Source organism: Mesorhizobium onobrychidis (genome assembly GCF_024707545.1).
GTDB lineage: Bacteria > Pseudomonadota > Alphaproteobacteria > Rhizobiales > Rhizobiaceae > Mesorhizobium > Mesorhizobium onobrychidis.
In genome coordinates this window covers 4,747,141-4,772,356 of the sequence record NZ_CP062229.1, presented here as the reverse complement: position 1 = coordinate 4,772,356, position 25,216 = coordinate 4,747,141, and the positions used below count along the sequence as shown (strand labels likewise).

The following is a 25,216-nucleotide window of genomic DNA, read 5'->3' as shown; positions in this document are numbered from 1 at the left end:
GACTATCTCAACCGTTTCGGCCGCGGGTCGGACAACTCGCCGGCCAGACGGCGATCTAGATAGTCCGCGCATTCCTGGAGCAGGAGGTCCGCGTCGTTGGAGAAGAAATGGTTGGCGCCGGGCAAGGTCTTCTGGGTGATGGTGATGCCCTTTTGCGTGTGCAGCTTGTCGACCAACCCCTGCACGTCCTTAGGCGGCGCGACCTTGTCGGCGTCGCCATGGATGATAAGGCCGGACGACGGGCAGGGCGCCAGGAACGAGAAATCATAGGTGTTGGGCTGCGGCGCGATCGAGATGAAGCCTTCAATCTCCGGCCGGCGCATCAGAAGCTGCATGCCGATCCACGAGCCGAACGAATAGCCGGCGACCCAGCAGCTCTTGGAATCCGGATGCAGCGACTGCACCCAGTCAAGTGCCGCGGCCGCATCCGACAATTCGCCGGTGCCGTGGTCGAATTCGCCCTGGCTGCGGCCGATGCCGCGGAAATTGAAGCGAAGCGTGGTGAAATCCCGCTTTTGAAACATGTAGAAGAGGTCGTAGACGATCTTGTTGTTCATCGTGCCGCCGAACTGCGGGTGCGGGTGCAGGATGATGGCAATCGGCGCGCTCTTTTCCTTGGAAGGCTGGTAGCGACCCTCCAGGCGGCCGGCCGGACCGGTGAAGATGACCTCAGGCATAAAATACTCCACATGGCATAAGAATGCGCGGCGCCCGGAACAACTCTTCCTCTGGCCTTGACGCAGGGCGAGCGTCTTTCTAGAAGCTAGTTTAGAATTGTTCAAAACTGGGTGGCCAAACGTAATGGCTCGGCTACCCACGCCGCACGCCGCGTAAATAGGACGTCTTGCCTTGCAATTTCAAGGAAATTACGCGCTATCCTCGCGGAACGGCTTTTGACGGGACCAGTTGAAGCGAAAATGGCCGGACCACGCGCCTATCTCGACTACAATGCCAGCGCGCCGCTGCTTGCCGCGGCGCGCGCGGCAATGATTGCCGCGCTCGATGCCGCCGGCAACCCGTCGTCGGTCCATGCCGAGGGTCGCGCCGCACGGCGGCTGATCGAGAATGCAAGGCGCGATGTGGCGGCGCTGGTCAACGCCGGCGCCGAGCATGTCGTGTTCACCTCCGGTGCGACGGAAGCCGCCTCGACGCTGCTGACGCCGGATTGGCAGATGGGGCGCGGCACTGTCCGCATGAGCCGGCTCTATGTCTGCGAAGCCGATCATCCTTGTGTGCTGAACGGCGGGCGTTTTCCGGCAGTCCAGGTGACACGCATCGGCGTCGACGCCGACGGCATAGTCCGGCTGGACGCGTTGGCGGCGGCACTTGGCCGTCATGACAAGGCAGACGGTCTGCCGTTGGTGGCGATCCATGCCGCCAATAACGAGACCGGCGTCATCCAGCCGGTCGACCGCATCGCCGAAATCGTCAAGGCGGCGGGCGGCATCCTGGTCGTCGACGCCGTGCAGGCAGCCGGTCGCATTCCGCTCGATATGTCAGCGAGTTACGCCGATTACCTAATTCTGTCCTCGCACAAGATCGGCGGTCCCAAGGGCGTTGGCGCCATTATCGCCGCCTCGGACCTGATGATGCCTAGGCCCTTGATCGCCGGCGGCGGCCAGGAAAAGGGTCATCGTGGCGGCACCGAAAATCTGGCCGCGATCGCTGGTTTTGGCGCGGCGGCGCGGGAGGCCCTGATCGGATTGAAGAGCATCGATGCGGTCGGTAGCCGCCGCGACGAGATCGAAGCCATCGTGAAAGCGCTGGTGCCGGATGCGGAAATCTTCGGAACCGGGGCGCCGAGGCTTGCCAATACGACATTCTTCGCTATTGCGGGCATCAAGGCCGAGACGGCGCAGATCGCCTTCGACCTCGCCGGTGTGGCGCTGTCGGCCGGTTCCGCCTGTTCGTCGGGCAAGGTCGGCCCGAGCCATGTGCTGAAAGCCATGGGATACAATGACAGCCTTGGCGCTTTGCGTGTGTCCATCGGCCACGCAACGAGCGCCGAGGACATCGAACTGTTCGGTGCTGCGCTGGCAGGTATCGCCTCGCGCCGCGGGGGCAGGGAAGAAGCTGCCTGAGTGCGGCAGAATGATGCAGGCCTTCCGGCCTGGTAGAGCCGTGCGTTTCATGGTGGCCGGGTGAATTTCCGGCAAGGACGCACTATATGGAACTTACGCCGCCTTGGGTGCCTCACGGGTACTGGTTTCGCGGTGCCATAGTTTGAAAACTGCCGGGCCTTGACCCCGGCGTGGATGGAGAACGCTAATGCCTGCTGTGCAGGACACGATCGATCGGGTCCGAAAGATCGACGTCGACCAATACAAATACGGATTCCAGACCGAAATCGCGATGGACAAGGCCCCAAAGGGCCTGAGCGAAGACATTATCCGCTTCATTTCGGCGAAGAAGGACGAGCCGTCCTGGATGTTGGAATGGCGTCTGGAAGCGTATCGGCGCTGGGTGACGCTGGACGAGCCGAAGTGGGCGCGCGTCCATTATCCGAAGATCGATTTCCAGGACCTCTACTATTACGCGGCGCCCAAGAGCACGCCGGGACCGACATCGCTGAGCGACGTCGATCCCGAGCTGTTGAGGGTCTACGAAAAGCTCGGTATCCCACTGAAGGAACAGGAAATCCTTGCCGGCGTGCAGAAGACCGATGCGTCTGAACTCGAGGAAGCCAGCGACAATGTCTATAAGTCGGGCCGCGTCGCCGTCGACGCCGTGTTCGATTCAGTTTCCGTCGTCACCACCTTCAAGAAGGAGCTGGCGCAGGCCGGCGTCATCTTCTGCTCGATCTCGGAAGCCATCCGCGAGCACCCGGAACTGGTGAAGAAATATCTCGGCTCGGTCGTGCCGACCTCCGACAATTTCTACGCCACGCTGAATTCGGCGGTGTTCACCGATGGCTCCTTCGTCTTCGTGCCCAAGGGCGTGCGCTGCCCGATGGAACTGTCGACCTATTTCCGCATGAACGAGAAGAACACCGGCCAGTTCGAGCGCACGCTGATCATCGCCGAGGAAGGGGCTTACGTCTCCTATCTCGAAGGCTGCACGGCGCCGCAGCGCGACGAGAACCAGCTTCACGCCGCCGTGGTCGAACTGATCGCGCTCGACGATGCCGAGATCAAATACTCGACGGTGCAGAACTGGTACCCCGGCGACGCCGAGGGCAAGGGCGGCATCTACAATTTCGTCACCAAGCGCGGCGACTGCCGCGGCCACCGTTCGAAGATTTCGTGGACGCAGGTCGAGACCGGCTCGGCGATTACCTGGAAATATCCGAGCTGCATCCTGCGCGGCGACGATTCCAGCGGCGAGTTCTATTCGATCGCCGTGTCGAACGGCTACCAGCAGGTCGACAGCGGCACCAAGATGATCCATCTCGGCAAGAACACGTCGAGCCGCATCATCTCCAAGGGCATCGCCGCCGGCTACTCGCAGAACACCTATCGCGGCCAGGTCTCGGCGCACCGCAAGGCAACCAACGCCCGCAACTTCACCAACTGTGACTCGCTGCTGATCGGCGACCAGTGCGGCGCGCACACCGTGCCCTACATGGAAGCCAAGAACGCAACGGCACAGTTCGAGCACGAGGCGACGACGTCGAAAATCTCCGAGGACCAGAAGTTCTACGTCATGCAGCGCGGCATTCCGGAAGAAGAGGCGATCGCGCTGATCGTCAACGGTTTCGTCAAGGACGTCATCCAGCAGCTGCCGATGGAATTCGCGGTCGAGGCGCAGAAGCTGATTGGGATTAGCCTCGAGGGCTCGGTCGGCTGACCGGACAGAAAATTTTCAGGAAAAGAAAAAATGCTTGAAATCAGAAACCTGCATGCTCGCATCGTCGATGACGGCACCGAGATCATCCGCGGCCTGAACCTGACGGTGAAAGCCGGCGAGGTCGCCGCCATCATGGGCCCCAACGGCTCGGGAAAATCGACGCTGTCCTACATCCTCGCCGGTCGCGAGGACTATGAAGTGACCGAAGGCGATATCCTCTACAATGGCCAGTCGATCCTCGAGATGGATCCGGCCGAGCGCGCCACATCAGGCATTTTTCTCGCCTTCCAGTATCCGATGGAGATACCGGGCGTGGCGACGATGGAATTCCTGAAAGTGGCGATGAACGAGCAGCGCAAAGCGCGCGGCGAGGAGCCGCTGAAGATCCCGGAATTCCTGAAGCGCGTGAAGGACGCGGCCGCCTTGCTCGACATGGACATGGCGATGCTGAAGCGGCCGCTCAATGTCGGCTTCTCCGGCGGGGAGAAGAAGCGCGCCGAGATCCTGCAGATGAAGCTTCTGGAGCCAAAACTCTGTGTGCTCGACGAGACTGATTCCGGCCTCGACATCGATGCGCTGAAGATCGTCTCGGAAGGCGTCAATGCGTTGCGCGCGCCAGACCGCGCCATCGTCATCATCACCCACTACCAGCGCCTGCTTCAGTACATCGTGCCGGATAGTGTGCACGTGCTGTACAGGGGCCAGGTGGTCAAGTCGGGCGACAAGTCGCTGGCGCTCGACCTCGAGGCCAATGGCTATGCCGGCGTGATCGGCCAAGCCGCGTGAGATGCCAGAAGGCCCAGAAGGCAAGCCAAACAAGGCGAAACTGATGAACATACACACGACACCCCAGCGAACGCCGGCCGAAACAGCGCTGATCGACGCCTTCAGCGACCGGTTGTCGCTGCTGCCCGGCGACGGCACGGTGATGTTGAAGCGCGACGACGCCATCGAGGCGATCAAGAGCGGCCTGCCGACGCGACGCATCGAATCCTGGCACTACACCGACCTGCGCCGCCTGCTGACTTCGGTGCCGGACTTCGATCCCGCAGCCGTCGCGAAAGCCATTGCGCCTGTTGTTGAAGGGTCCGCTGTTCTGCCGGTGCTGAACGGCGTGTCGAGCACGAAACTGCCTGATATCGACGGTGTTGCCGTGCAGCGCCTGTCGGAAAAGCTGACCGACGGCAGCATCGCGCCGGGGCTCGATGCCTATGGCGCCGACGATGCCATCGGCGCGCTGAACACCGCTTTCGTGGCCGACGGCTATTTTGTCGACATCGCCGACGGCACCGAACTGGACAAGCCGATCGAATTGCAGAACCTGCAGGCCGGCGGCCAGACGCATGTGCGCTTCAGCGTCCGCGTCGGCGCCGGCGCCAAGGCCGTTATCGTCGAGCGCCAGGCGGGCGAGGGCGCCGCACTCGTCAGCTCGGTCAGCCAGCTTCTGCTTGAAGAGGGCGCCGACGTGATGTGGCTGATCGTGCAGGAGCAGGCGGATACGGCCACGCATCTTGCCCAGTTCAAGGCGCATCTCGGCAAGGATGCGAAGCTGACCCTGTTCGTGATGAATGCCGGCGGCAAGCTGGTGCGCCAGGAGGTCGTGGTCAGAACGACCGGCGAAGGCGCCGATTTCACGCTGCGCGGCATCAACCTGCTTGCCGGCGACACCCATACCGACGTGACCATGGTGCTCGACCATGCCGTGCCGCACACGGCGTCGACCGAGGTGATCCGCAACGTGGTGACGGGAAGAGCGCGCGGCGTCTTCCAGGGGCGCATCAACGTCCACCAATATGCGCAGAAGACCAACGCCAAGATGGCCTGCAACACGCTGCTTCTGTCGGATGACGGCGAGTTCTCGACCAAGCCTGAGCTTGAGATCTTCGCCGACGACGTCGTCTGCGGCCATGGCGCGACCGTCACCGAGATCGATCATAGCCACCTGTTCTACCTAATGGCGCGCGGCATTGACGAGAAGACCGCGCGGGGGCTGCTGGTGAAGGCGTTCGTTGCCGAGGTGATCGAGGAACTGGACGACGAGGCGATCGTCGAGGCGCTGGAAGCAAGGCTCGACGGCTGGTTCGTGGCGCACGGATAGCAGCGGATGAGGGGTGGCTTCGGCCAACACCCCTCATCCGTCTTGGCGCTTCGCGCCAATCCACCTTCTCCCACAAGGGGAGAAGGTAAAGCGCTTTACCTTCTCCCCTTGTGGGAGAAGGTGGCCGAGCGAAGCTCGGTCGGATGAGGGGTGCTGGACGGAATGAGGCGATGCCTCGAGAGAGCTTGTGATGGACCAGAAAGTCGAAAACATCCCCTACGACGTCGAGGCGATACGCCGCGACTTCCCGATTCTGTCGCGGGAAGTTTACGGCAAACCGCTGGTCTATCTCGACAACGGCGCCTCGGCGCAGAAGCCGCAGGCCGTGCTCGACGCCATCCAGCACGCTTATTCCCAGGAATACGCCAATGTTCATCGCGGGCTACATTTCCTTTCGAATGCCGCGACCGACGCCTTTGAGAACGCGCGGAAGATAGTGCAAAGATTTCTGAACGCGCCTGATACCGACAACATCGTTTTCACCTCGAACACGACCGCGGCGATCAACACCGTCGCCTACGGCTTCGGTATGCCCAACATCGGCGAGGGCGACGAGATCGTGCTGTCGATCATGGAGCACCATTCCAACATCGTCCCGTGGCATTTTATCCGCGAGCGCCAGGGCGCCAGGCTGGTCTGGGTGCCGGTCGACGATCTCGGCGTATTCCACATCGAGGAGTTCGAAAAGCGGCTGACTGATCGCACAAAACTGGTCGCCATCACGCACATGTCGAACGCGCTGGGCACGGTGACGCCGATCAAAGAGATCGTCCGCATCGCGCACGCGCGCGGCATTCCGGTGCTGGTCGACGGCAGCCAGAGCGCCGTGCATATGCCGATCGACGTGCAGGACCTCGACTGCGATTTCTTCGTCTTCACCGGCCATAAGGTCTACGGGCCCTCGGGCATCGGCGTGCTCTACGGCAAGAAGGACATGCTGGAGCGCATGCGTCCGTTCATGGGCGGCGGCGAGATGATCGAGGAGGTGACGCAAGAGATCGTCACCTACAACGATCCGCCGCACCGCTTCGAGGCCGGCACGCCGCCGATCGTCCAGGCGATCGGGCTGGGTGCGGCGCTCGAATACATGGAAAAGATCGGCCGCGAGCGCATTGCCGCCCACGAGGCGGATCTGAAGGACTATGCCCATCAGCGGTTGCGCGCCATCAACTCGCTGCGCATCTTCGGCGATGCGCCGGATAAGGGCGCCATCATCTCCTTCGAACTGCAGGGCATTCATGCCCACGACGTGTCGATGGTGATCGATAGGCAAGGCGTCGCCGTGCGCGCCGGCACCCACTGCGCCCAGCCGCTGTTGAAACGCTTCGGCGTAACCTCCACATGCAGGGCATCGTTCGGCATGTATAATACCAGGGCCGAAGTCGACGCTTTGGCCGATGCGCTCGAAAAAGCGCGAAAGTTCTTCGGATGACGATCATGGATGATGCAGGCCGCACCGCTGAGACCACTTCGGAGACGACTGCCAACGGTCTGGTTTCCGCCTCGGCCATTCCCGCCGACGAACTGGCGCGGCTGACCGACGACATCGTCTCGGCACTGAAGACGGTCTACGACCCGGAAATCCCGGCCGACATCTACGAGCTCGGCCTGATCTACAAGATCGACATCGAAGACGACCGCTCGGTCAAGATCGACATGACGCTGACCGCGCCCGGCTGTCCGGTGGCCGGCGAAATGCCCGGCTGGGTGGAGAACGCCGTCGGCGCGGTCGAGGGCGTTTCCGGCGTCGAGGTCAACATGACCTTCGACCCGCCTTGGTCGCCCGACCGCATGTCGGAAGAGGCGCAGGTCGCGGTGGGTTGGTATTAATGGGCGCACTTGCGCCAGGCCGAAAATTTCACCATTTTAGGTGAGGAATCATTCGCCAGGCCTTAAACCTGCACGTAATGGAGAAAGAAAAGATGGGACGCTTCGCCGTCATCACGATGACCGAAAAGGCTGCCGACCGGGTACGCGAGATCGTCGCAACCCGTGAGAATGCGCATGGCATTCGCCTTGGCATCAAGAAGGGCGGCTGCGCCGGCATGGAATATACGGTCGACCTGGTGACTGAGCCCAACACCAAGGACGACCATATCGAGCGCGACGGCGCCCACGTCTATGTCGCGCCTGAGGCAGCGCTTTTCCTGTTCGGCACCGAGATGGATTTCGAGCAGACGACGCTGCGCACCGGCTTCACCTTTCGCAACCCGAACCAGAGTTCGGCCTGCGGCTGTGGCGAATCGGTCGAGCTCAAGCCGGCCGACCTGAAGGCCTTGGCCGAGGCGCGCGCTTCGGCCTGATCTGGCCCCGCTAGTTCCTCGACACGCAAACGTCGGGATTGCCCGAAACTCTCAACTTCGTCATCCCTGGGCGAAGCAGGAGCGAAGCGACGCCCCAGGATGACGACGGAACAGGGTTTCGGCCAATCGCCTGGGCACAATATCCGCCAGCGCCGCACCATCCGATTCGTCAAAACTTCAGCGCCACGCAAATAGCTAATCCACCCACATTCCCGTTCGTTTGTGCCATCTGGCGATTGATTCTTCCGGATAGACATCGAAGACCTTGTCGCCCTTGCCGATCTCGGGCACGACCCAGTTCGCCTTGTATTTCAGCATGAGGTGCACTTTTTCAGGCGGTTTCGGCAGGTCTGTGTCGATCGCCGAGGCGAAGGGGTGGACCAGCTCCGGCCAGGTCGGGTCGTAGAGCCAGAGTGCCGATCCGCATTTCCTGCAGAAATTCCGCTCGCCTGACGAGATTTCGCATTGCGGATGCTCGTCGTCCTCGATCTCGGCTTGATAGACGCCGAGATTGCGCTTGCCCTTGATTATCAGCGTCTCGAAATCGGCGCCGAGATTGATGGCAAAGCCACCGCCGCCCTGCTGCTTGCGGCAGATCGAGCAGTAGCAGAGCATGAATGGCACCGGCGTGTGGCTTTCCACCTCGAAGCGGACAGCATTGCACCGGCAGGACCCTTTGAGAAGAAGCGGCATGAAAAACTCCGACAAAGTTGATTTTCAACTTGTCAGGATGGTGCCGGTTGCGGCGATGACAAGGGGAAATCCGGGTGACATGATCGCGGCATGGACAATGAACGCATTGCCGAACTTTTCGAGGGCCTCGGCCCGGTCAGCATTCGCAAGATGTTCGGCGGCAAGGGCATCTATTTTGACGGCGTTATCGTCGCCATCGTGGTGCGTGGCGAATTGATGCTGAAGGCCGACGCGGAAAGCGCGCCCGAATTCGAGGCGGCCGGCTGTCGGCAATGGACCTATACGGGGTCGCGGCACGGCAAGCTGGTGTCGATGCCGTATTGGAGCGTTCCCGACAGCGCCTTCGACGATCCGGATGAGATGTCGGTCTGGGCACGCCGGGCCTATGAAGCGGGGCTGCGTGCCGGCAAATAGGCTGCCTCTCCACTGGTCATCAGCTCATGCCAATTTTCTGCGGCTCGGGCACAAGGGCTAGCGCGTCGGCAAAGTCTGCCGCCGCAAAGACCGGCACAAGCTCGGCACTTTCGATCGCGAGCATTGCTGCGGCAACGCCGTCGCGCAGCGCCGCGCGCAGCGTCAGGCCGCGCAGCAGGGCGGCGACCGTTGCGCCCGCCAGCGCATCGGCGGCGCCGTCCGCAACTTTTTTCGGCGGCAGGATCGAGAAGGCGCCGGCTTCGTCGAAACCCAGCACCGGAGCGTCATCCGCCGTCACCACGCCGCCTTTGAGGCCGGCGCGCCTCAGGCAGTCGATGATATCTCGCTCCGCCGTGTCGATACCGACATCGGCGAGTGCGATGGCCTCGCGCCGGTCCATGAAGACCATCGCCAGACTGCCCAGCACCGGTGCGAGCCGCGCCGCCTTGTTGGGCGAGACTGCGAGGGCGAAGACCGGCTTGCCGGCGGCAAGCGTCACCAGCCGCTCCAGCGCCGTCGACGGCAGGTTGGCGTCGCACAGGACCGCATCGGCGGTGCTGATCGCCTCGCGCACCTTGGCACGGCGGATCTGCTTGGGAAGCGCCAGGTCGTAGAGCGCCATGTCGGCAAGGCCGACGATCAGCGCGCCGTCGCCGTCGATCAGTACCGTGTTGCTCGGCGTCGTGCGATCGAGGAACACCACGGACAGATCGGCAATGCCGGCCGCAGTGATGGCGCGCGAGACCGTATCGGCCAGAACATCACCCCCGCGCACCGAAAGCAGCGAACCGGAGACGCCGCGGCGCACGGCGCTGCGCAGCGCATTGAAGACGGCACCGCCGACAGCCTCGCGCATGGTGCCGGGATTTGACGCCGCCGGCACGAAGGCGCCCGAAACCTGGCCGCGCCGATCTATATAGGCGCCGCCCACGGCCAGGATTGTCGGCGACTTCATCATGCCGGCGAGATGACCTTTGCTGTTGCCGGGTGAGACTAGGTTGTCAGGCGGAACCCGGCAACCGGAGGCGCGATTCGCAAGATGCCCAGCAGAATCCTGCGGGTGAAGCGGGATACATCCTGGGGTGAAAACACGAAACAAAAAAAGAACAAATCCGGATATTGTTTGTTTTTCAATCGTTTGTCTCCCCTTGCCAGACGAGAACAAAAACGGTACAAATTGATAAGGATTACGGATTGTCCGGCCTTCATTGACGACCAAGGGGTGATGTATCATGGCTCAGAATTCTTTGCGGCTTGTAGAGGACAAAGCAGTGGATAAATCAAAGGCTCTGGACGCGGCGCTGTCGCAAATCGAGCGTGCCTTCGGCAAGGGCTCGATCATGCGGCTCGGCGCAAACGAGCAGGTCGTCGAGATCGAAACGGTGCCGACCGGTTCGCTTGGCCTCGACATCGCGCTTGGCGTCGGCGGCCTGCCGCGCGGCCGCATCGTCGAGATCTACGGGCCGGAAAGCTCGGGCAAGACGACGCTGGCGCTGCACACGGTGGCCGAGGCCCAGAAGAAGGGCGGCATCTGCGCCTTCGTGGATGCTGAGCACGCGCTCGATCCGGTCTATGCCCGCAAGCTCGGCGTCGATCTCGAAAACCTGCTGATTTCGCAGCCCGACACTGGCGAGCAAGCGCTGGAGATTTGCGACACGCTGGTGCGTTCCGGCGCCATCGACGTGCTGGTGGTCGATTCGGTCGCGGCGCTGACGCCGCGCGCCGAAATCGAGGGCGAAATGGGCGATTCGCTGCCGGGCCTGCAGGCCCGCCTGATGAGCCAGGCGCTGCGCAAGCTGACCGCCTCGATTTCGCGCTCCAACACCATGGTCATCTTCATCAACCAGATCCGCATGAAGATCGGTGTCATGTTCGGTTCGCCCGAGACCACGACTGGCGGCAACGCGCTGAAATTCTACGCTTCGGTGCGCCTCGACATTCGCCGCATCGGCTCGGTCAAGGACCGCGACGAGGTTGTCGGCAACCAGACCCGCGTCAAGGTGGTCAAGAACAAGCTGGCGCCGCCCTTCAAGGTGGTCGAATTCGACATCATGTATGGCGAGGGCGTGTCCAAGACCGGCGAGCTGGTCGACCTCGGCGTCAAGGCCGGCGTGGTCGAGAAGTCGGGCGCCTGGTTCTCCTACAATTCGCAGCGTCTCGGCCAGGGCCGCGAGAATGCAAAACTGTTCCTGCGCGACAATCCCGACACGGCGCGCGAAATCGAGCTGGCGCTGAGGCAGAATGCCGGACTTATCGCCGAGAAATTCCTCGAGAATGGTGGTTCCGAAGGCGGAGACGACGGTTTCGAGGACGAAGCGGGCGCGATGTAGGATGCAGGCTGTGCCAGCCAGAATATCCGTTTGAGTTCACGTATCCCGAATTGAGTTGGTGTATCGATGTGTTCATGCCGCCGGCCTTGGGCCGGCGGTTTGCGTTTTTGGCGGTGGCTCTGGCCATTCCGAACAGCCGGCCAAGGCTACGATTTGGAGCAATTCCGTGTTTCTGGACAGGGTGCGGTGCGACCGCTAAAAGGCCATGTCTGTTTTCCGCCGGCAATCGGCGGTTCTCTCGAAAAGGCAGTATTAATGAGTGGCGTCAACGAGATCAGGTCGGCATTTCTCGACTATTTCCGCAAAGAGGGTCACGAGGTCGTGGCGTCGAGCCCGCTGGTGCCGCGCAACGACCCGACGCTGATGTTCACCAACGCCGGCATGGTGCAGTTCAAGAACGTCTTCACCGGGTTTGAAACCCGTCCCTATTCGCGCGCCACGACCTCGCAGAAATGCGTGCGCGCCGGCGGCAAGCACAACGACCTCGACAATGTCGGCTACACTGCCCGTCACCACACCTTTTTCGAGATGCTCGGCAATTTCTCCTTCGGCGATTATTTCAAGGAGCGCGCCATCGAGCTCGCCTGGAACCTGATCACCCGCGAGTTCGGCATCGCCAAGGACAGGCTTCTGGTGACCGTCTACCATACCGACGACGCGGCCGCAGACTTCTGGAAGAAGATCGCCGGGCTGCCGGAGGACAGGATCATCCGCATCGCCACCAGCGACAATTTCTGGGCGATGGGCGATACCGGTCCCTGCGGCCCGTGCTCGGAAATCTTCTACGACCATGGCGCCGACATTCCGGGCGGCCCGCCCGGCAGCCCGGATGAGGACGGCGACCGTTTCATCGAGATCTGGAACCTCGTCTTCATGCAGTTCGAGCAGGTGACGAAGGCGGAGCGGATCGAACTGCCGCGACCGTCGATCGATACCGGCATGGGCCTGGAGCGCATCGCCGCCGTCCTGCAGGGCGAGCACGACAATTACGACATCGACCTGTTCAAGGCGCTGATCCGCGCCTCGGAAGAGGCGACCGGCGTGAAGGCGGAAGGCAAGAATCGGGCGAGCCACCGCGTCATTGCCGATCACCTGCGCGCATCGAGCTTCCTCATCGCTGACGGCGTGCTGCCGTCGAACGAAGGCCGCGGCTACGTGCTGCGCCGCATCATGCGCCGCGCCATGCGCCATGCACAGCTTTTGGGCGCCGGTGATCCGTTGATGTGGCGGCTGGTGCCGGCGCTGGTGCGTGAGATGGGTCAGGCCTATCCCGAACTGGTGCGCGGCCAGCCGCTGATATCAGAGACGCTGAAGCTCGAGGAAACCCGCTTCCGCAAAACGCTGGCGCGCGGCCTCGGCCTGCTTGCCGACGCAACCGAGACGCTCGGCAGCGGCGACCGGCTCGACGGTGAGACGGCGTTCAAGCTCTATGACACCTATGGCTTCCCGCTCGACCTCACCCAGGATGCCCTGCGTCCGCGCGGCGTTTCGGTCGACCTCGACGGCTTCAATGCGGCGATGGAGCGGCAGAAGGCCGAGGCGCGGAAGAGCTGGGCCGGCTCCGGCGACGCGGCCACCGAGACCGTCTGGTTCGCGGTGCGTGAGAAGTCAGGCGCGACCGAGTTTCTGGGCTACGACACTGAACAGGCGGAAGGCATCGTTCAGGCACTGGTCAAGGACGGCATCGCGGTGGACAGCGCCGCAGCCGGCGAGAGCGTCGGCGTCGTCGTCAACCAGACGCCGTTCTATGGCGAGTCCGGCGGCCAGGTGGGCGACACCGGCGTCATGTCAGGCGAGGGGTTTGCGATCGAGGTCACCGACACCCAGAAAAAGGGCGACGGCCTGTTCGTGCATTTCGGCAAGGTCACCAAGGGCATCGTCAAGACCGGTGCCGCGGTCGAACTCAAGGTCGACCATATCAGGCGCACGCGGCTGCGCTCCAACCATTCGGCGACCCATCTTGTCCATGAGGCGCTGCGTGAGGTGCTCGGCACTCATGTCGCGCAAAAGGGCTCGCTGGTTGCGCCGGAACGGCTGCGCTTCGACTTTTCCCAATCGAAACCGATTTCGGCCGAGGAGTTGGAACGCGTCGAGGCGATGGCCAACGAGATCGTCGTGCAGAACAGTCCGGTGACGACGCGGCTGATGAGCGTCGACGACGCGATCGCCGAGGGCGCCATGGCGCTGTTCGGCGAAAAATACGGCGACGAGGTCCGCGTCGTGTCGATGGGCACAGGGGTTGCCGGCGACAAGGCCGGCAAGCCTTATTCTGTCGAGCTGTGCGGCGGCACCCATGTCGGCGCCACCGGCGATATCGGCCTGGTCCGGCTGGTGTCGGAAGGCGCTGTCGCTGCCGGCGTGCGCCGCATCGAGGCGCTGACCGGAGAGGCGGCCAGAAAGCATCTCGACGAACAGGACAAACGGCTGAAGGCGGTCGCTGCCACGCTGAAGATTTCGCCGGCCGACGTGCCGGGCCGCGTCGAGGCGCTGCTCGACGAGCGCAAGAAGCTTGAGAAGGAATTGACCGAGGCGCGCAAGAAGCTGGCGCTGGGCGACCGCTCGCCCGCCGGTGTGCCTGCGGAAAACGAGACCATTGCCGGTGTCGGTTTTCTCGGCAAGGCGGTGTCGGGCGTTTCGCCAAAGGATTTGAAGCCGTTGGCCGATGCCGGCAAGAAGTCGCTCGGCTCCGGCGTCGTCGTCTTCGTTGGCGCCGGCGAGGACAACAAGGCCAGCGTCGTGGTCGGCGTCACCGACGACCTGATCAGCCGCTTCAGCGCCGTCGATCTGGTCCGCGTGGCGTCCGCCGCATTGGGCGGGCAGGGCGGCGGCGGTCGGCCTGACATGGCTCAGGCCGGCGGCCCAGATGCCTCGAAAGCCGAGAATGCGATCGCTGCGGTGAAAGCGGCGCTGGAAGCCGCATAGCGCCCGTCAGGCATGCTTTGCTGCCTTCAGGGCGCGCGTCATTCGCGTGGAGTCGCCCCAGGGGGACAACCAGATCAGGCAGTCGGTGGTGACGGAGATCGCTGCGCGCAGGAGGTTCAGCAACGGTCCGGGCGATCTCAGCTGCACTTCGGCGTGACGGAGATGGGCAAGCTCTTCTTCGCGGATGGACAGGATGATGCCGTGCAACTCGCGATCGCGTCCGGCAAGAAAGAATAGCTGATCGTCGAGATGGCGGTGCACCGCCGCTTCGACCGCTGCGGTGCAGGCCCAGATGCCTTGCGGGCCGAGCAGGGCAGTGAGGAAACCCAGTAGCCAGCCGCCCCAGCTCCAGAATTGCATCACGCGGCACGGTCGCGAATGTCGCGACGGCATCGCTGCTAGGAAAGCAGCGCAATGACTGCGCTCATGCCCAAGCATCTCTGACAAAGACGGCACGCAACGCGGCCAGAAACGCTTCGAGACAAGAATCTGCGCCGAATAGATTCTGATCGCGCCGAACTCGCCGGCGTGGTTGACCCTGACTATTCTGGCCACCGTTAGCGCGTCCTGGTGAGAGTGTTCAACCATGGAGCGCCCCCGGTGTTAGGTCAGATTGTTGGCAACGCTCGCACGCCCTGCGATGCGCGTCCACCAATCGTGAATGTCTGCAAACTCGGCCAGCAGGTTTTGCCCCTCAGTGACCTTGACGAAATAGCCGATGATCGGTGCTGCATGTAGGTCGGCCAGCGTAAGCTGGTTTCCCATCAACCATGGCCCGGGAGCTTTCAGCGAAGAAAGCGCCCGCAGCGCCGTGCTCGCCCGCCGAAGCCCGTCGGCAATCAGCGTTTCGTCGGGCGCTTCTTTCTCCAGCCGCTCGACGGCGACATCCCAGACCATTGCCCGATAGGCATAGGCGTCGAGCATGCCGATGATCTGGTTCATACGCGCGCGAGGTCGGGCTTCGATCGGTTGCAACGCCGGGCCGTCGAACGCTTCGTCGACATAGCGGGCGATCGCGCTGGTCTCATAGAGGCGGAATGCGTCATGCTCGAAGGCGGGGATGCGGCCGAACGGCTGATGGTCGAAATACCAGCCCGGTACGCCGTCCGCAGCAAAGATGTCGACCGGCACAAGTTCGTAGTCGATGCCTTTTTCCTCGAGCACGAGGCGGACCATGCGCACATAGACGCTGTTGTCCGCCCCGTAGACGACGGGCTTGCTCATGTCGCCCGTCGGATCAGGCCATCGCCTTCTGCAGATTCTCGTCGATCTTGTCGAGGAAGCCGGTGGTCGAAAGCCATGGCTGGTCGGGACCGATCAGCAGCGACAGATCCTTGGTCATGAAACCGGCCTCGACGGTCTGGATGCAGACTTTTTCCAGCGTCTCGGCAAAACGCTTCAGCTCGGCATTGTCGTCGAGCTTGGCGCGATGGGTGAGGCCGCGCGTCCAGGCGAAGATCGAGGCGATCGAATTGGTCGAGGTTTCCTCGCCCTTCTGGTGCTGGCGATAGTGACGGGTGACGGTGCCATGTGCGGCCTCCGCCTCCACCGTCTTGCCGTCCGGCGTCATCAGCACCGAGGTCATCAGGCCGAGCGACCCAAAACCTTGCGCTACCGTGTCCGACTGCACGTCGCCATCATAGTTCTTGCAGGCCCAGATATAGCCGCCCGACCATTTCAGGCTGGAGGCGACCATGTCGTCGATCAGCCGGTGCTCGTACCAGAGCTTCTTGGATTTGAACTCGGCTTCGAACTCCGCCTCGTAGACTTCCTGGAAAATGTCCTTGAAGCGGCCGTCATAGGCCTTGAGGATGGTGTTCTTGGTCGAGAGGTAGACCGGGTAATTGCGCAGCAGGCCGTAATTCAGCGAGGCGCGGGCGAATTCGCGGATCGAGTCGTCGAGATTGTACATGGCCATGGCGACGCCGGCGGCCGGCGCATCGAACACGTCATGCTCGATCACCTTGCCGTCCTCGCCGACAAACTTAATCGTCAGCTTGCCCTTGCCGGGAAAGCGGAAGTCGGTGGCGCGGTACTGGTCGCCGAAGGCATGACGGCCGACGATGATCGGCTTGGTCCAGCCGGGCACCAGCCGCGGCACGTTCTTCATGATGATCGGCTCGCGAAAGATGGTGCCGCCGAGGATGTTGCGGATGGTGCCGTTCGGCGACTTCCACATCTTCTTCAGCCCGAATTCCTCAACGCGCTGCTCGTCGGGCGTGATCGTCGCGCATTTCACGCCGACGCCATGTTTCTTGATGGCATTGGCCGAATCGATGGTCACCTGGTCGTTGGTGGCGTCGCGGTGCTCAACGCTGAGGTCGTAATATTCAAGCTTGAGGTCGAGATAGGGGTGGATCAGCTTGTCCTTGATGAACTGCCAGATGATGCGGGTCATCTCGTCGCCGTCGAGTTCGACGACCGGGTTCGCCACCTTGATCTTCGCCATGGAAAGAATGCCTCATTGTTGGGGATCGGAACGGCCTTGCCCGCATGGCTTTGGCCGGGGATGCGGCCCGTATATCAAAGCATTTTTGGCCGCGCAAACGGCGATCCACACTAGCGGGCTCGACTGTGGCATCGGGCGTTCCTTGCGAAAGCTTCATTTTCGCGGCCGGATATGGCAGGGGACGCCGAAATGCCGCAAACAGCAGTTCATTGAGAGAATGCAAGCCAGCAACGACATCCTTCCTGCCACAGGCCCGGCGATCATCCTGGTCGAGCCGCAGCTCGGCGAGAATATCGGCATGGTCGCGCGCGCCATGGCGAACTTCGGCCTTGCCGAACTACGCCTCGTCAATCCGCGCGACGGCTGGCCGAGCGAAAAGGCGCGCGCTGCCGCGAGCCGCGCCGATCATGTCATCGATGCCGTTAGAGTGTTTGACCATCTTGCCTCGGCGGTCGCCGACCTGAACTTCGTCTTCGCCACCACGGCGCGCGCGCGCGATAATTTCAAGCCGGTGCGCGGACCGGTCGAGGCGGGCAGGGCGCTGAGGGCGCGCCAGCGAGCCGGGCAGAAAACCGGGGTCCTGTTCGGCCGCGAACGGTTCGGGCTCTACAATGACGAGGTCGGCCTGGCCGACGAGATCGTCACCTTCCCGGTCGATCCCGCCTTCTCTTCGCTCAACATCGCCCAGGCGGCCCTGCTGATGTCCTATGAATGGATGAAGTCGGGCTTGGAAGATGAAACGGAAACCAATTTTTCCAGCCCTGACATGATGCCGGCGACCAAGGAACAGTTGCACGGCCTGTTCGCGTATCTGGAAGGCGCGCTCGAAGCGCGCGGCTATTTCCGCCCAGCGCCGAAGAAGCCGAAGATGGTCGACAATCTGCGCGCGGTGCTGACGCGCGCCGGCTTCGCCGAGCCGGAACTCAAGGTGCTGCGCGGCATAATATCATCGCTGGACAGGTTCTCGCCGGCCATGCCGCGCGGCGACGGATCGCCGGGCGATGATCCAAGACGGCTTCCGGCAGCGGCGGCACGCGCCCGCAAGGTGACAGACAAAGAATAGAACCGATCGTGAGAACGGCTGCTTCACCAGTAACTGAATTTTATTCGATATGATCCATCGTCCGGCGAAGGGTGGATCCTCGGATGTTTAACTCCAATATCGGTCGTCTTCGCTTTTTCTTCTATTCTGCGGGCCTGCTGGTTGCGGAAATTGTGACATTTGTGCTTTGCGTCGTATCGACCATCGGCATCGAGGGATTGGCCAATTCGAAACCTGGTCCTTCCAGGGAAGGGCTGGCCGCGGCCGTTCTCATCGCTTCGCTGGTGATCGTGCTGTTTCGCGCGAACTTCGCCTGGCGTCGAAGCCGCGACGCGCAAGGACCCAAATGGATCCTTTGGTCGTACATTGTGTTCTCGGCCCTGTTTGCGATTCTGCAGGCCGGCACTGTTCTTGTCGTGAAATTCGACGGCGAAGATTCGCATTCCGGCCTTAACCTGCTGGGACTCGCTCTCGTCGGGCTCTGGGCGGTCATCTTGGCGGCCAAGCCGGCGGGTGGCAGCTCTGCGGATATGGCGTCCTCCCTGAGTTTCGATGATCTCGACCCTCCCAGGCCGTTGCACGGCGGCCGGGCGCCCCATTCAGAGTCGGCCGCCGGCGGGACGGCCCAGGCTCCGGCCTACGCCATGCGCGCTGCACCGGCGCCGTCGAACCACCCTGCATCTCAACCTGCGTCTCTGCCAAATGGCCGGCCGCGGCCCGGCGGCTTCGGCAAGCGAGGCCTTGTGTGATCATCTCGCCGCATCAAGGCCATGATGGTTGCAGATAGAACCGTCCCAGACAAACGCATCGTAGGCCTAAGCCTGGGCCAGCCTTCTCTCCCCAACTCCCTTTCCTGATCGATGGCAATGACCGATCCCCCAAACGCTCGCCCGATCCTGATGTTCGATTCCGGCATCGGCGGCCTGACGGTGCTGCGCGAAGCGCGCGTGCTAATGCCCGACCGACGGTTCGTCTATGTCGCCGACGACGCGGCTTTCCCCTATGGCGCTTGGGAGGAACCGGCACTGAGGGCACATATACTGGAGCTGTTCGGCAAGCTACTCGGCCATTTTGCGCCGGCCATTTCGGTCATCGCCTGCAATACCGCGTCGACGTTGGTCATCGATGCGTTGCGCGAAAGATTTCCCGGCCACCCCTTCGTCGGCACGGTGCCGGCGATCAAGCCGGCGGCGGAACGCACGCGCTCAGGGCTGGTTTCAGTGCTGGCGACGCCCGGCACCGTCAAGCGCCAGTATACGCGCGACCTGATCGGCAAATGGGCGCAGAAATGCCATGTCCGTCTGGTTGGCAGCGACAGTCTGGCGGGACTGGCCGAGGTCTATATGCGCGAAGGCTTTGTCGATGAAGAGGCTGTGCGTGTCGAGATCGCGCCGTGCTTCGTCGAACATGATGAGCTGCGGACCGACATCGTCGTGCTTGCCTGCACCCATTATCCCTTTCTGGCCAACCGCATGCGCAAGACGGCACCTTGGCCGGTCGATTGGCTCGATCCCGCCGAGGCGATCGCACGGCGGGCGCTCTCGCTGCTCGCGGGCACCGAGGCCAGCCACCGCGGCGAGGCGTTGCCGGAAGGCGCCGACCTTGCTGTCTTCACCTCGAAGCGGGTTGATTTCCCGACTCGCCGCCTGATGCAGGGATTTGGGCTGGCGATTTCCTGATGCCTGGGAACATCACCCGGACCGGTGCGTTTTTCCCTCATTGCAGACGGGAGAAACGATCATGCCAGCCACATCAAAGGCCCAGCAGAAAGCCGCCGGCGCAGCATTGTCCGCCAAGCGTGGCGAAACCAAGAAGAGCGAACTCAAAGGCCCTTCGAAGGGAATGTACAAATCCATGAGCGAAAAGCAGCTCGAGGAATTCGCCGAAACCAAGCGTAAGGGCCTGCCCGAGAAGAAATCGAAACACTAGCCCGCCGCGTGTCCGACCGGACGCGTCCACAGGACGGTCGTTTCCGATTCCATAGTTGGATAGCCGTGGTCCAGCACAGACCGCGGCTGAACCGCGGCCTTGGGCCGTATCCGCTCGCCATCACCAACGCCAGCCGCTGCAAGCTTGACACCAGTTAAATCTCCGTCTAATCAGCCCACCAACACCGGGCCGCAGCGTCCGGTGGTTCTTTTTATGTGCGCAAGGCGTTTGGGAAAGCCGCTCTATTCTTTCCGGAGTCTTGTCTAGAATGACGTGTCCCGTGGGTCTTCCGCCGCGTTGCGTGGGAAAATCCTGTCAGGTCTCGAAAACGGGGGCCAGAGGAGGGCGCGTTTCCTTCACCCGGACCATGAGGTTTCCGGGTGTGTTGTTTTGAAAGGGAATGCGATGAGCAAGCGCGAATCCGCGAAATACAAGATCGACCGCCGTCTCGGCGAAAACATCTGGGGCCGCCCGAAATCCCCGGTCAACAAGCGCGAATACGGTCCCGGCCAGCACGGCCAGCGCCGCAAGGGCAAGCTTTCCGATTTCGGCCTGCAGCTGCGTGCCAAGCAGAAGCTGAAGGGTCACTACGGCGACGTTTCGGAAAAGCAGTTCCGCAAGGTCTATGAAGAGGCGAACCGCCGCAAGGGCGACACCTCGGAGAACCTGATCGGCCTGCTCGAGTCGCGTCTCGACGCGGTCGTCTACCGCGCCAAGTTCGTGCCGACCATTTTTGCCGCTCGCCAGTTCGTCAATCACGGCCACATCAATGTCAACGGCAAGCGCGTCAACATCGGCTCATACCGCTGCAAGCCGGGCGACGTCATCGAAGTGCGCGAAAAGTCGAAGCAGCTGGTGATCGTCCTGGAATCGGTAGGCTTGGCCGAGCGCGACGTGCCTGACTACATCGAGGTCGACCACAATAAGATGACCGCGACCTTCGGGCGCATTCCTGGCCTGTCGGATGTTCCCTTCGCCGTGCAGATGGAACCGAACCTGGTCGTCGAATTCTATTCGCGCTGATCGATTTCTTCGTCTGCGACACCACCGAAGGCCGCCGTCGAGGCGGCCTTTTCTTGTGGGCATCTGAAAATCGATTTCGATTTTCGGGCCGATGCGCTAATCCGGGCAGCAACAAGGATTTTGGGGCCGACGCGCCATGAACATGCTGCCAGACGCCGAAACACTCGAACCGATCGCCGATGCCGCAGGCGGCTTTCATCCGCTGTTTGCCGACGTGCCGTCCTCCGTCGAATTCAACAAGCTGCGCAAGCGGCTGCTGCGTCTCGCCCGCCAGGCGATCGACGATTTTTCGATGGTGAGGCCCGGCGATCGCTGGCTGGTCGCCTTGTCTGGCGGCAAGGATTCCTACGGTCTGCTCGCTTTGCTGCTCGACCTCAAATGGCGCGGGCTGCTGCCGGTCGACCTGTTGGCTTGCAATCTCGACCAGGGCCAGCCGAATTTCCCGAAACACATTTTGCCCGATTATCTCGACACATACGCCATTCCGCACCGCATCGAATATCAAGACACCTATTCGGTGGTGACCGACAAGCTTCCCGAGGGCAGCACCTACTGTTCACTGTGCTCGCGGCTCAGGCGCGGCCATCTCTACCGCATCGCGCGGGAGGAGGGCTGCTCGGCTTTGGTGCTCGGCCACCACCGCGAAGACATTCTCGAAACCTTTTTCATGAACCTGTTCCATGGCGGGCGCCTCGCCGCCATGCCGGCAAAACTGCTCAACGACGACGGCGACGTCATGGTACTGCGGCCGCTCGCCTATTGCGCCGAGGCCGATCTCGAAAAATTCGCCGGCGCCATGAAATTCCCGATCATCCCGTGCGATCTGTGCGGCAGCCAGGACGGCCTGCAGCGCAATGCGATGAAGGCGATGCTCGACGACTTGGAAAAGCGCATGCCCGGCCGCAAGGACACGATGATCCACGCCATGACCAATGTGCGGCCCTCGCATCTGCTCGATCGCAAACTCTTCGATTTCGCCGCACTCAATGAAACCCTTACACGGCAAGACATCCCCGATGACATTTGACGATACCGCGATCGACTGGCTTGCCAAGCTTCTGTCCGACGCCGCCATTGCCGAGATCATGCCGCGCTTTCGCCGGCTGGATGAGGGCGAGGTCCGCCAGAAGACCTCGGCAGCCGACCTGGTGACGCAGGCTGACGTGAATGCCGAGCGGCTCATCACCGTCAGGCTGCGTGAGCGCTACCCCCAGGCGATGATCGTCGGCGAGGAAGCCTGCTCCGACGATCCGGCGCTGCTCCAGGGTCTCGGCGAAGCCGATCTCGCCTTCGTCATCGATCCGGTCGACGGCACCTTCAACTTCGCCTCCGGCGTGCCGCTGTTCGGCGTCATGCTCGGCGTCGTGGTGAAGGGCGAGACCGTCGCCGGCATCATTCACGATCCTGTCGGCAAGGATTGGCTGATCGGCGCCAAAGGTGCTGGCAGCCACATACGGCATGCGCATGGCACGCTGGAGAAGGTGCATGTCGCCGAGCCTGCGCCGATCTCGCAAATGACCGGCGCGGTTTCCTGGCAATACATGCCCGAGCCGGAACGGTCACGGCTGGCGCGCAACCAGACGAAATCCCTGTCGCAATTCGGCTATCGCTGTGCGGCTCACGAATACCGCCTGCTGGCGAGCGGCCACGCCCACTTCGTCGTCTACAACAAGCTGATGCCGTGGGACCACCTGGCCGGTGTGCTGATCCATGCCGAGGCAGGTGGTTTCGCGGCGCGTTTCGATGGCAGCGCCTATTTGCCTTCGCACGTCGGAGGTGGCCTTCTTGTCGCACCGGACGAAGAAAGCTGGCGCGAACTGCGCCGCGAACTCTGGGCGGAATAGGCCGTGCGGGATAGATCCGGTCCCAAGCGCAAGCCGATCATGTTCACCATCGACGCGGCCTACACGCAGAAGAGCCTTGAAACGTCGTGCTAGGCGGCCTTCAATTCGATGCGCAAGGTGAAGAAGCTCGCCGGCGCCGAGCTGATGTATTCGCACGACATGGATAACTTCAAAACCTATCGGACCGGCACGCAATTCTACGGCTGACCGCCGCCAATGCGGAGACAAAGACCATGCGCTATTTCGAACACGCCGAACCGGTCATCACGCTCACCGCGGGCCCGGTGAACGCCTATCCCGCCGTGCTGCGCGGCCTCGGCCGCACGGTGCTCTACGATCACGATCCGGCGTTCCAGCTCTTTTACGAGCGTGTGGTCGACAAGGCGCAGAAGGCGATGCGGCTGTCGAACAAGCCGGTCATTCTCCATGGCGAGCCGGTTCTTGGCCTGGAGGCGGCCGCAGCCTCCCTGATCACGCCCGACGACGTCGTGCTCAACCTCGCCTCCGGCGTCTATGGCAAGGGGTTTGGCTATTGGGCGAAGCGCTATTCGCCGCATCTGCTCGAAATCGAGGTGCCCTACAACGAGGCGATCGACCCGCAGGCGGTTGCGGCAATGCTGGAAGCGCATCCGGAAATCACCATCGTTTCCGTCTGCCACCACGACACGCCGTCCGGCACCATCAACCCGATCGACGCCATCGGCGCGCTGGTTTCGGCGCATGGCGCCTATCTGATCGTCGATGCCGTTTCGTCCTTTGGCGGCATGAAGACGCATCCTGAGGACTGCAAGGCCGACATCTATGTCACCGGCCCGAACAAATGCCTCGGCGCGCCTCCCGGCCTCACGATGATGGGCGTCAGCGAGCGGGCCTGGGCGAAAATGAATGCCAACAGGGCAGCGCCACGTGCGTCGATGCTGAGCATCGTCGACTGGGAGCATGCTTGGTCGAAGGACCAGCCGTTTCCGTTCACGCCGTCCGTCGCGGAGATGAACGGGCTCGACGTCGCGCTCGACCTCTACCTCAACGAGGGACCGGCGGCGGTGTGGGCGCGCCACGCGCTCACCGCCAAGGCCATGCGCGCGGGCGTCGCCGCCATGGGTCTGTCGATCTGGGCTGCCAGCGACAATATCGCATCGCCAACCACGACCGCCGTCAGGACGCCCGAAGGCATCGACGAGGAGGCGCTTCGCCAGGCCGCGCGCGCCCGCTACGGCGTGGTGTTTTCGTCGGGCCGCGGCGAAACATTGGGCAAGCTGACACGCATCGGCCACATGGGCCCGACCGCCCAGCCGATCTATGCGATCGCGGCGCTGTCGGCACTTGGCGGCGCGATGAATGCTTTGGGCGAAAAGCCTGCGGTCGGCAAAGGCATCGATGCGGCGCTGGCCGTTATCGACGCCGACGTCTGAAAGGATCCATCCGCCGCGCTGATATCGATGGAGGCTTTCGTCGAAAAATTCGCCTACATTATATTTATCCGTGCGAAACCGGAGACCCGAGATGAAACCTCGGTCCGCAATTGCCGCCCTTGCCCTTGCCCTGGTTGCCGGTCCTAACGCGGCAACATCGCAGGAACGCGGCTGTCGCAGTCCCGATCCCGTCGACACCATAAACGAGATGTTCTCCGCGATCGTCGCCTGTTGGGAGTCGCCGCCCGGAACCGCGGGCATGACCCTGACGCTGCAGTTCTCAATTCGCCGAAACGGCACGCTTATCGGCAAGCCTCGCGCCACTTACTCCCGTCTAGACTAGGCGAAGAAGCTAAATCAGCCCAGTTGAAGCTTTCGACTATCTCGTTCCAGAGTGCACCGCATGAATGCGAATAATCATGAAGTCCGAGAAAACCAGGACGCTTTCAATCTCAGCGTTTGGGAGCCGCGTTTTCGCATCTCACAACACATTGCGATGGGTACGGATAGTGCAACACCGCCAATAAAATTGCGCGATCGAGCATCAAGGCAGCGGGCACTCCCCCGAACTCTGACGTTGTCGCTTCCGGCCCCGCTCCTATATGCGTACCGCAAGGCATAGGAGTTTCATGTGTCCGGAACCGGTTGGCAAATCGCGGTAGAAGATCGTGGGAAGACACGACACTTTATCGTTGGGGTTCGCGATAAAGAGGTCGCACAGGCGAAGGTGTTAGCCCAGTGCGAAAGCGTCACGGTTCTGTCGCAAACGAAGTTGACGGAAGAAGATTTTGACAAGCTTGGACTGGTGGACGCTGTCAAATTGAAGCGACAGGCAGGGACTGAAATCATGTCCACCCGGACCTGAAGGCCGGAAAAGCAAGAGGCGATCGAATTTCTCCGGTCGCCCCTGTTCGATTCGGCGCTGCCGCTCTGCGTATCGCATCTGGCGCTGTTGAACGGACCCACTGAAG

Annotated in this window: 26 protein-coding genes; 20 read left to right on the top strand and 6 right to left on the bottom strand. The window is 62.2% G+C overall.

The genetic code is table 11. The features are described 5' to 3' along the window. Positions 1-2: 2 nt before the first annotated feature. Positions 3-677 carry an alpha/beta hydrolase gene (locus IHQ72_RS23795; protein ID WP_027154148.1) on the bottom strand — a complete coding sequence of 225 codons (675 nt, stop codon included), beginning with the start codon at positions 675-677 and terminating at the stop codon, positions 3-5. A 240-nt stretch (positions 678-917) separates the two neighbouring features. On the opposite strand from IHQ72_RS23795, the gene IHQ72_RS23790 reads away from it, so the two are divergent. From IHQ72_RS23790 to sufA, 7 genes are all read left to right on the top strand, one after another. Then, entirely contained in the window at positions 918-2,081 is a 1,164-nt protein-coding gene (locus IHQ72_RS23790) for a cysteine desulfurase family protein (RefSeq protein WP_258117646.1), read from the top strand. A gap of 187 nt (positions 2,082-2,268) precedes the next feature. Next, positions 2,269-3,786, top strand: coding sequence for a Fe-S cluster assembly protein SufB (gene sufB, locus IHQ72_RS23785; RefSeq protein ID WP_077371599.1), 1,518 nt, complete (start codon positions 2,269-2,271; stop codon positions 3,784-3,786). Positions 3,787-3,816: 30 nt separating this feature from the next. Next, positions 3,817-4,572 carry a Fe-S cluster assembly ATPase SufC gene (gene sufC / locus IHQ72_RS23780; RefSeq protein WP_023798289.1) on the top strand — a complete coding sequence of 252 codons (756 nt, stop codon included), beginning with the start codon at positions 3,817-3,819 and terminating at the stop codon, positions 4,570-4,572. A gap of 43 nt (positions 4,573-4,615) precedes the next feature. Beyond that, complete coding sequence (sufD, locus tag IHQ72_RS23775; protein WP_258117645.1) at positions 4,616-5,884, top strand: Fe-S cluster assembly protein SufD; 1,269 nt, start codon at positions 4,616-4,618, stop codon at positions 5,882-5,884. 190 nt (positions 5,885-6,074) lie between these two features. Further along, the gene (locus IHQ72_RS23770) at positions 6,075-7,316 is read left to right on the top strand and encodes a cysteine desulfurase (protein WP_258117644.1); all 1,242 of its coding nucleotides are present in this window, start codon (positions 6,075-6,077) and stop codon (positions 7,314-7,316) included. A 5-nt stretch (positions 7,317-7,321) separates the two neighbouring features. Further along, complete coding sequence (locus IHQ72_RS23765; protein ID WP_095489690.1) at positions 7,322-7,714, top strand: SUF system Fe-S cluster assembly protein; 393 nt, start codon at positions 7,322-7,324, stop codon at positions 7,712-7,714. A 92-nt stretch (positions 7,715-7,806) separates the two neighbouring features. Next, complete coding sequence (gene sufA, locus IHQ72_RS23760) at positions 7,807-8,187, top strand: Fe-S cluster assembly scaffold SufA (protein WP_006206001.1); 381 nt, start codon at positions 7,807-7,809, stop codon at positions 8,185-8,187. Positions 8,188-8,382: 195 nt separating this feature from the next. Here the strand turns inward: sufA and IHQ72_RS23755 are convergent, their stop codons facing one another. After that, positions 8,383-8,880 (bottom strand): GFA family protein, encoded by a 498-nt coding sequence (locus IHQ72_RS23755; protein ID WP_258117641.1) that lies wholly within the window; start codon positions 8,878-8,880, stop codon positions 8,383-8,385. Positions 8,881-8,970: 90 nt separating this feature from the next. On the opposite strand from IHQ72_RS23755, the gene IHQ72_RS23750 reads away from it, so the two are divergent. Next, positions 8,971-9,294, top strand: coding sequence for a TfoX/Sxy family protein (locus IHQ72_RS23750; RefSeq protein WP_258117640.1), 324 nt, complete (start codon positions 8,971-8,973; stop codon positions 9,292-9,294). A 19-nt stretch (positions 9,295-9,313) separates the two neighbouring features. Here IHQ72_RS23750 and IHQ72_RS23745 read toward each other — a convergent pair whose 3' ends face one another. Then, positions 9,314-10,252, bottom strand: coding sequence for a carbohydrate kinase family protein (locus tag IHQ72_RS23745; RefSeq protein WP_258117638.1), 939 nt, complete (start codon positions 10,250-10,252; stop codon positions 9,314-9,316). Between the two features lie 274 nt (positions 10,253-10,526). On the opposite strand from IHQ72_RS23745, the gene recA reads away from it, so the two are divergent. After that, positions 10,527-11,624, top strand: coding sequence for a recombinase RecA (recA, locus tag IHQ72_RS23740; protein WP_008875470.1), 1,098 nt, complete (start codon positions 10,527-10,529; stop codon positions 11,622-11,624). Between the two features lie 255 nt (positions 11,625-11,879). Further along, entirely contained in the window at positions 11,880-14,546 is a 2,667-nt protein-coding gene (alaS, locus tag IHQ72_RS23735) for an alanine--tRNA ligase (protein ID WP_258117636.1), read from the top strand. Between the two features lie 6 nt (positions 14,547-14,552). On the opposite strand, the gene IHQ72_RS23730 is transcribed toward alaS, so the two are convergent. From IHQ72_RS23730 to IHQ72_RS23720, 3 genes are read right to left on the bottom strand one after another with little or no spacing between them, the layout of a single operon-like run. Then, a complete protein-coding gene (locus tag IHQ72_RS23730; RefSeq protein ID WP_258117635.1) occupies positions 14,553-15,134 on the bottom strand; it encodes a demethoxyubiquinone hydroxylase family protein in 582 nt (193 codons plus the stop codon). 15 nt (positions 15,135-15,149) lie between these two features. Next, positions 15,150-15,770, bottom strand: a complete 621-nt coding sequence (locus IHQ72_RS23725; protein ID WP_258117633.1) for a glutathione S-transferase family protein — start codon at positions 15,768-15,770, stop codon at positions 15,150-15,152. A 13-nt stretch (positions 15,771-15,783) separates the two neighbouring features. Further along, positions 15,784-16,995 (bottom strand): NADP-dependent isocitrate dehydrogenase, encoded by a 1,212-nt coding sequence (locus IHQ72_RS23720; protein WP_258117631.1) that lies wholly within the window; start codon positions 16,993-16,995, stop codon positions 15,784-15,786. A 217-nt stretch (positions 16,996-17,212) separates the two neighbouring features. On the opposite strand from IHQ72_RS23720, the gene IHQ72_RS23715 reads away from it, so the two are divergent. From IHQ72_RS23715 to IHQ72_RS23665, 10 genes are all read left to right on the top strand, one after another. Next, complete coding sequence (locus tag IHQ72_RS23715) at positions 17,213-18,058, top strand: RNA methyltransferase (protein WP_258117629.1); 846 nt, start codon at positions 17,213-17,215, stop codon at positions 18,056-18,058. Positions 18,059-18,129: 71 nt separating this feature from the next. Next, complete coding sequence (locus IHQ72_RS23710; RefSeq protein ID WP_258117628.1) at positions 18,130-18,786, top strand: hypothetical protein; 657 nt, start codon at positions 18,130-18,132, stop codon at positions 18,784-18,786. A 117-nt stretch (positions 18,787-18,903) separates the two neighbouring features. Beyond that, complete coding sequence (gene murI / locus IHQ72_RS23705; protein ID WP_258117627.1) at positions 18,904-19,716, top strand: glutamate racemase; 813 nt, start codon at positions 18,904-18,906, stop codon at positions 19,714-19,716. Positions 19,717-19,777: 61 nt separating this feature from the next. Then, on the top strand, positions 19,778-19,966 hold the full coding sequence (locus tag IHQ72_RS23700; protein ID WP_095490797.1) for a DUF3008 family protein: 189 nt from the start codon (positions 19,778-19,780) through the stop codon (positions 19,964-19,966). A gap of 405 nt (positions 19,967-20,371) precedes the next feature. Then, positions 20,372-20,989: a 30S ribosomal protein S4 gene (gene rpsD / locus IHQ72_RS23695; RefSeq protein ID WP_127317332.1), complete on the top strand. Its 618-nt coding sequence runs from the start codon at positions 20,372-20,374 to the stop codon at positions 20,987-20,989. A 136-nt stretch (positions 20,990-21,125) separates the two neighbouring features. Further along, positions 21,126-22,016: a tRNA 2-thiocytidine(32) synthetase TtcA gene (gene ttcA / locus IHQ72_RS23690; RefSeq protein ID WP_258117625.1), complete on the top strand. Its 891-nt coding sequence runs from the start codon at positions 21,126-21,128 to the stop codon at positions 22,014-22,016. Beyond that, positions 22,006-22,833 (top strand): inositol monophosphatase family protein, encoded by an 828-nt coding sequence (locus IHQ72_RS23685; RefSeq protein WP_258117622.1) that lies wholly within the window; start codon positions 22,006-22,008, stop codon positions 22,831-22,833. Before ttcA ends, IHQ72_RS23685 begins: the two co-directional genes overlap by 11 nt. A gap of 233 nt (positions 22,834-23,066) precedes the next feature. Further along, the gene (gene ppaT / locus IHQ72_RS23675) at positions 23,067-24,245 is read left to right on the top strand and encodes a pyridoxamine--pyruvate transaminase (protein ID WP_258117621.1); all 1,179 of its coding nucleotides are present in this window, start codon (positions 23,067-23,069) and stop codon (positions 24,243-24,245) included. Positions 24,246-24,336: 91 nt separating this feature from the next. Continuing rightward, the gene (locus IHQ72_RS23670) at positions 24,337-24,588 is read left to right on the top strand and encodes a UCP034077 family protein (RefSeq protein ID WP_258117620.1); all 252 of its coding nucleotides are present in this window, start codon (positions 24,337-24,339) and stop codon (positions 24,586-24,588) included. 288 nt (positions 24,589-24,876) lie between these two features. Continuing rightward, complete coding sequence (locus tag IHQ72_RS23665; RefSeq protein WP_258117618.1) at positions 24,877-25,110, top strand: hypothetical protein; 234 nt, start codon at positions 24,877-24,879, stop codon at positions 25,108-25,110. Positions 25,111-25,216: the final 106 nt, after the last annotated feature.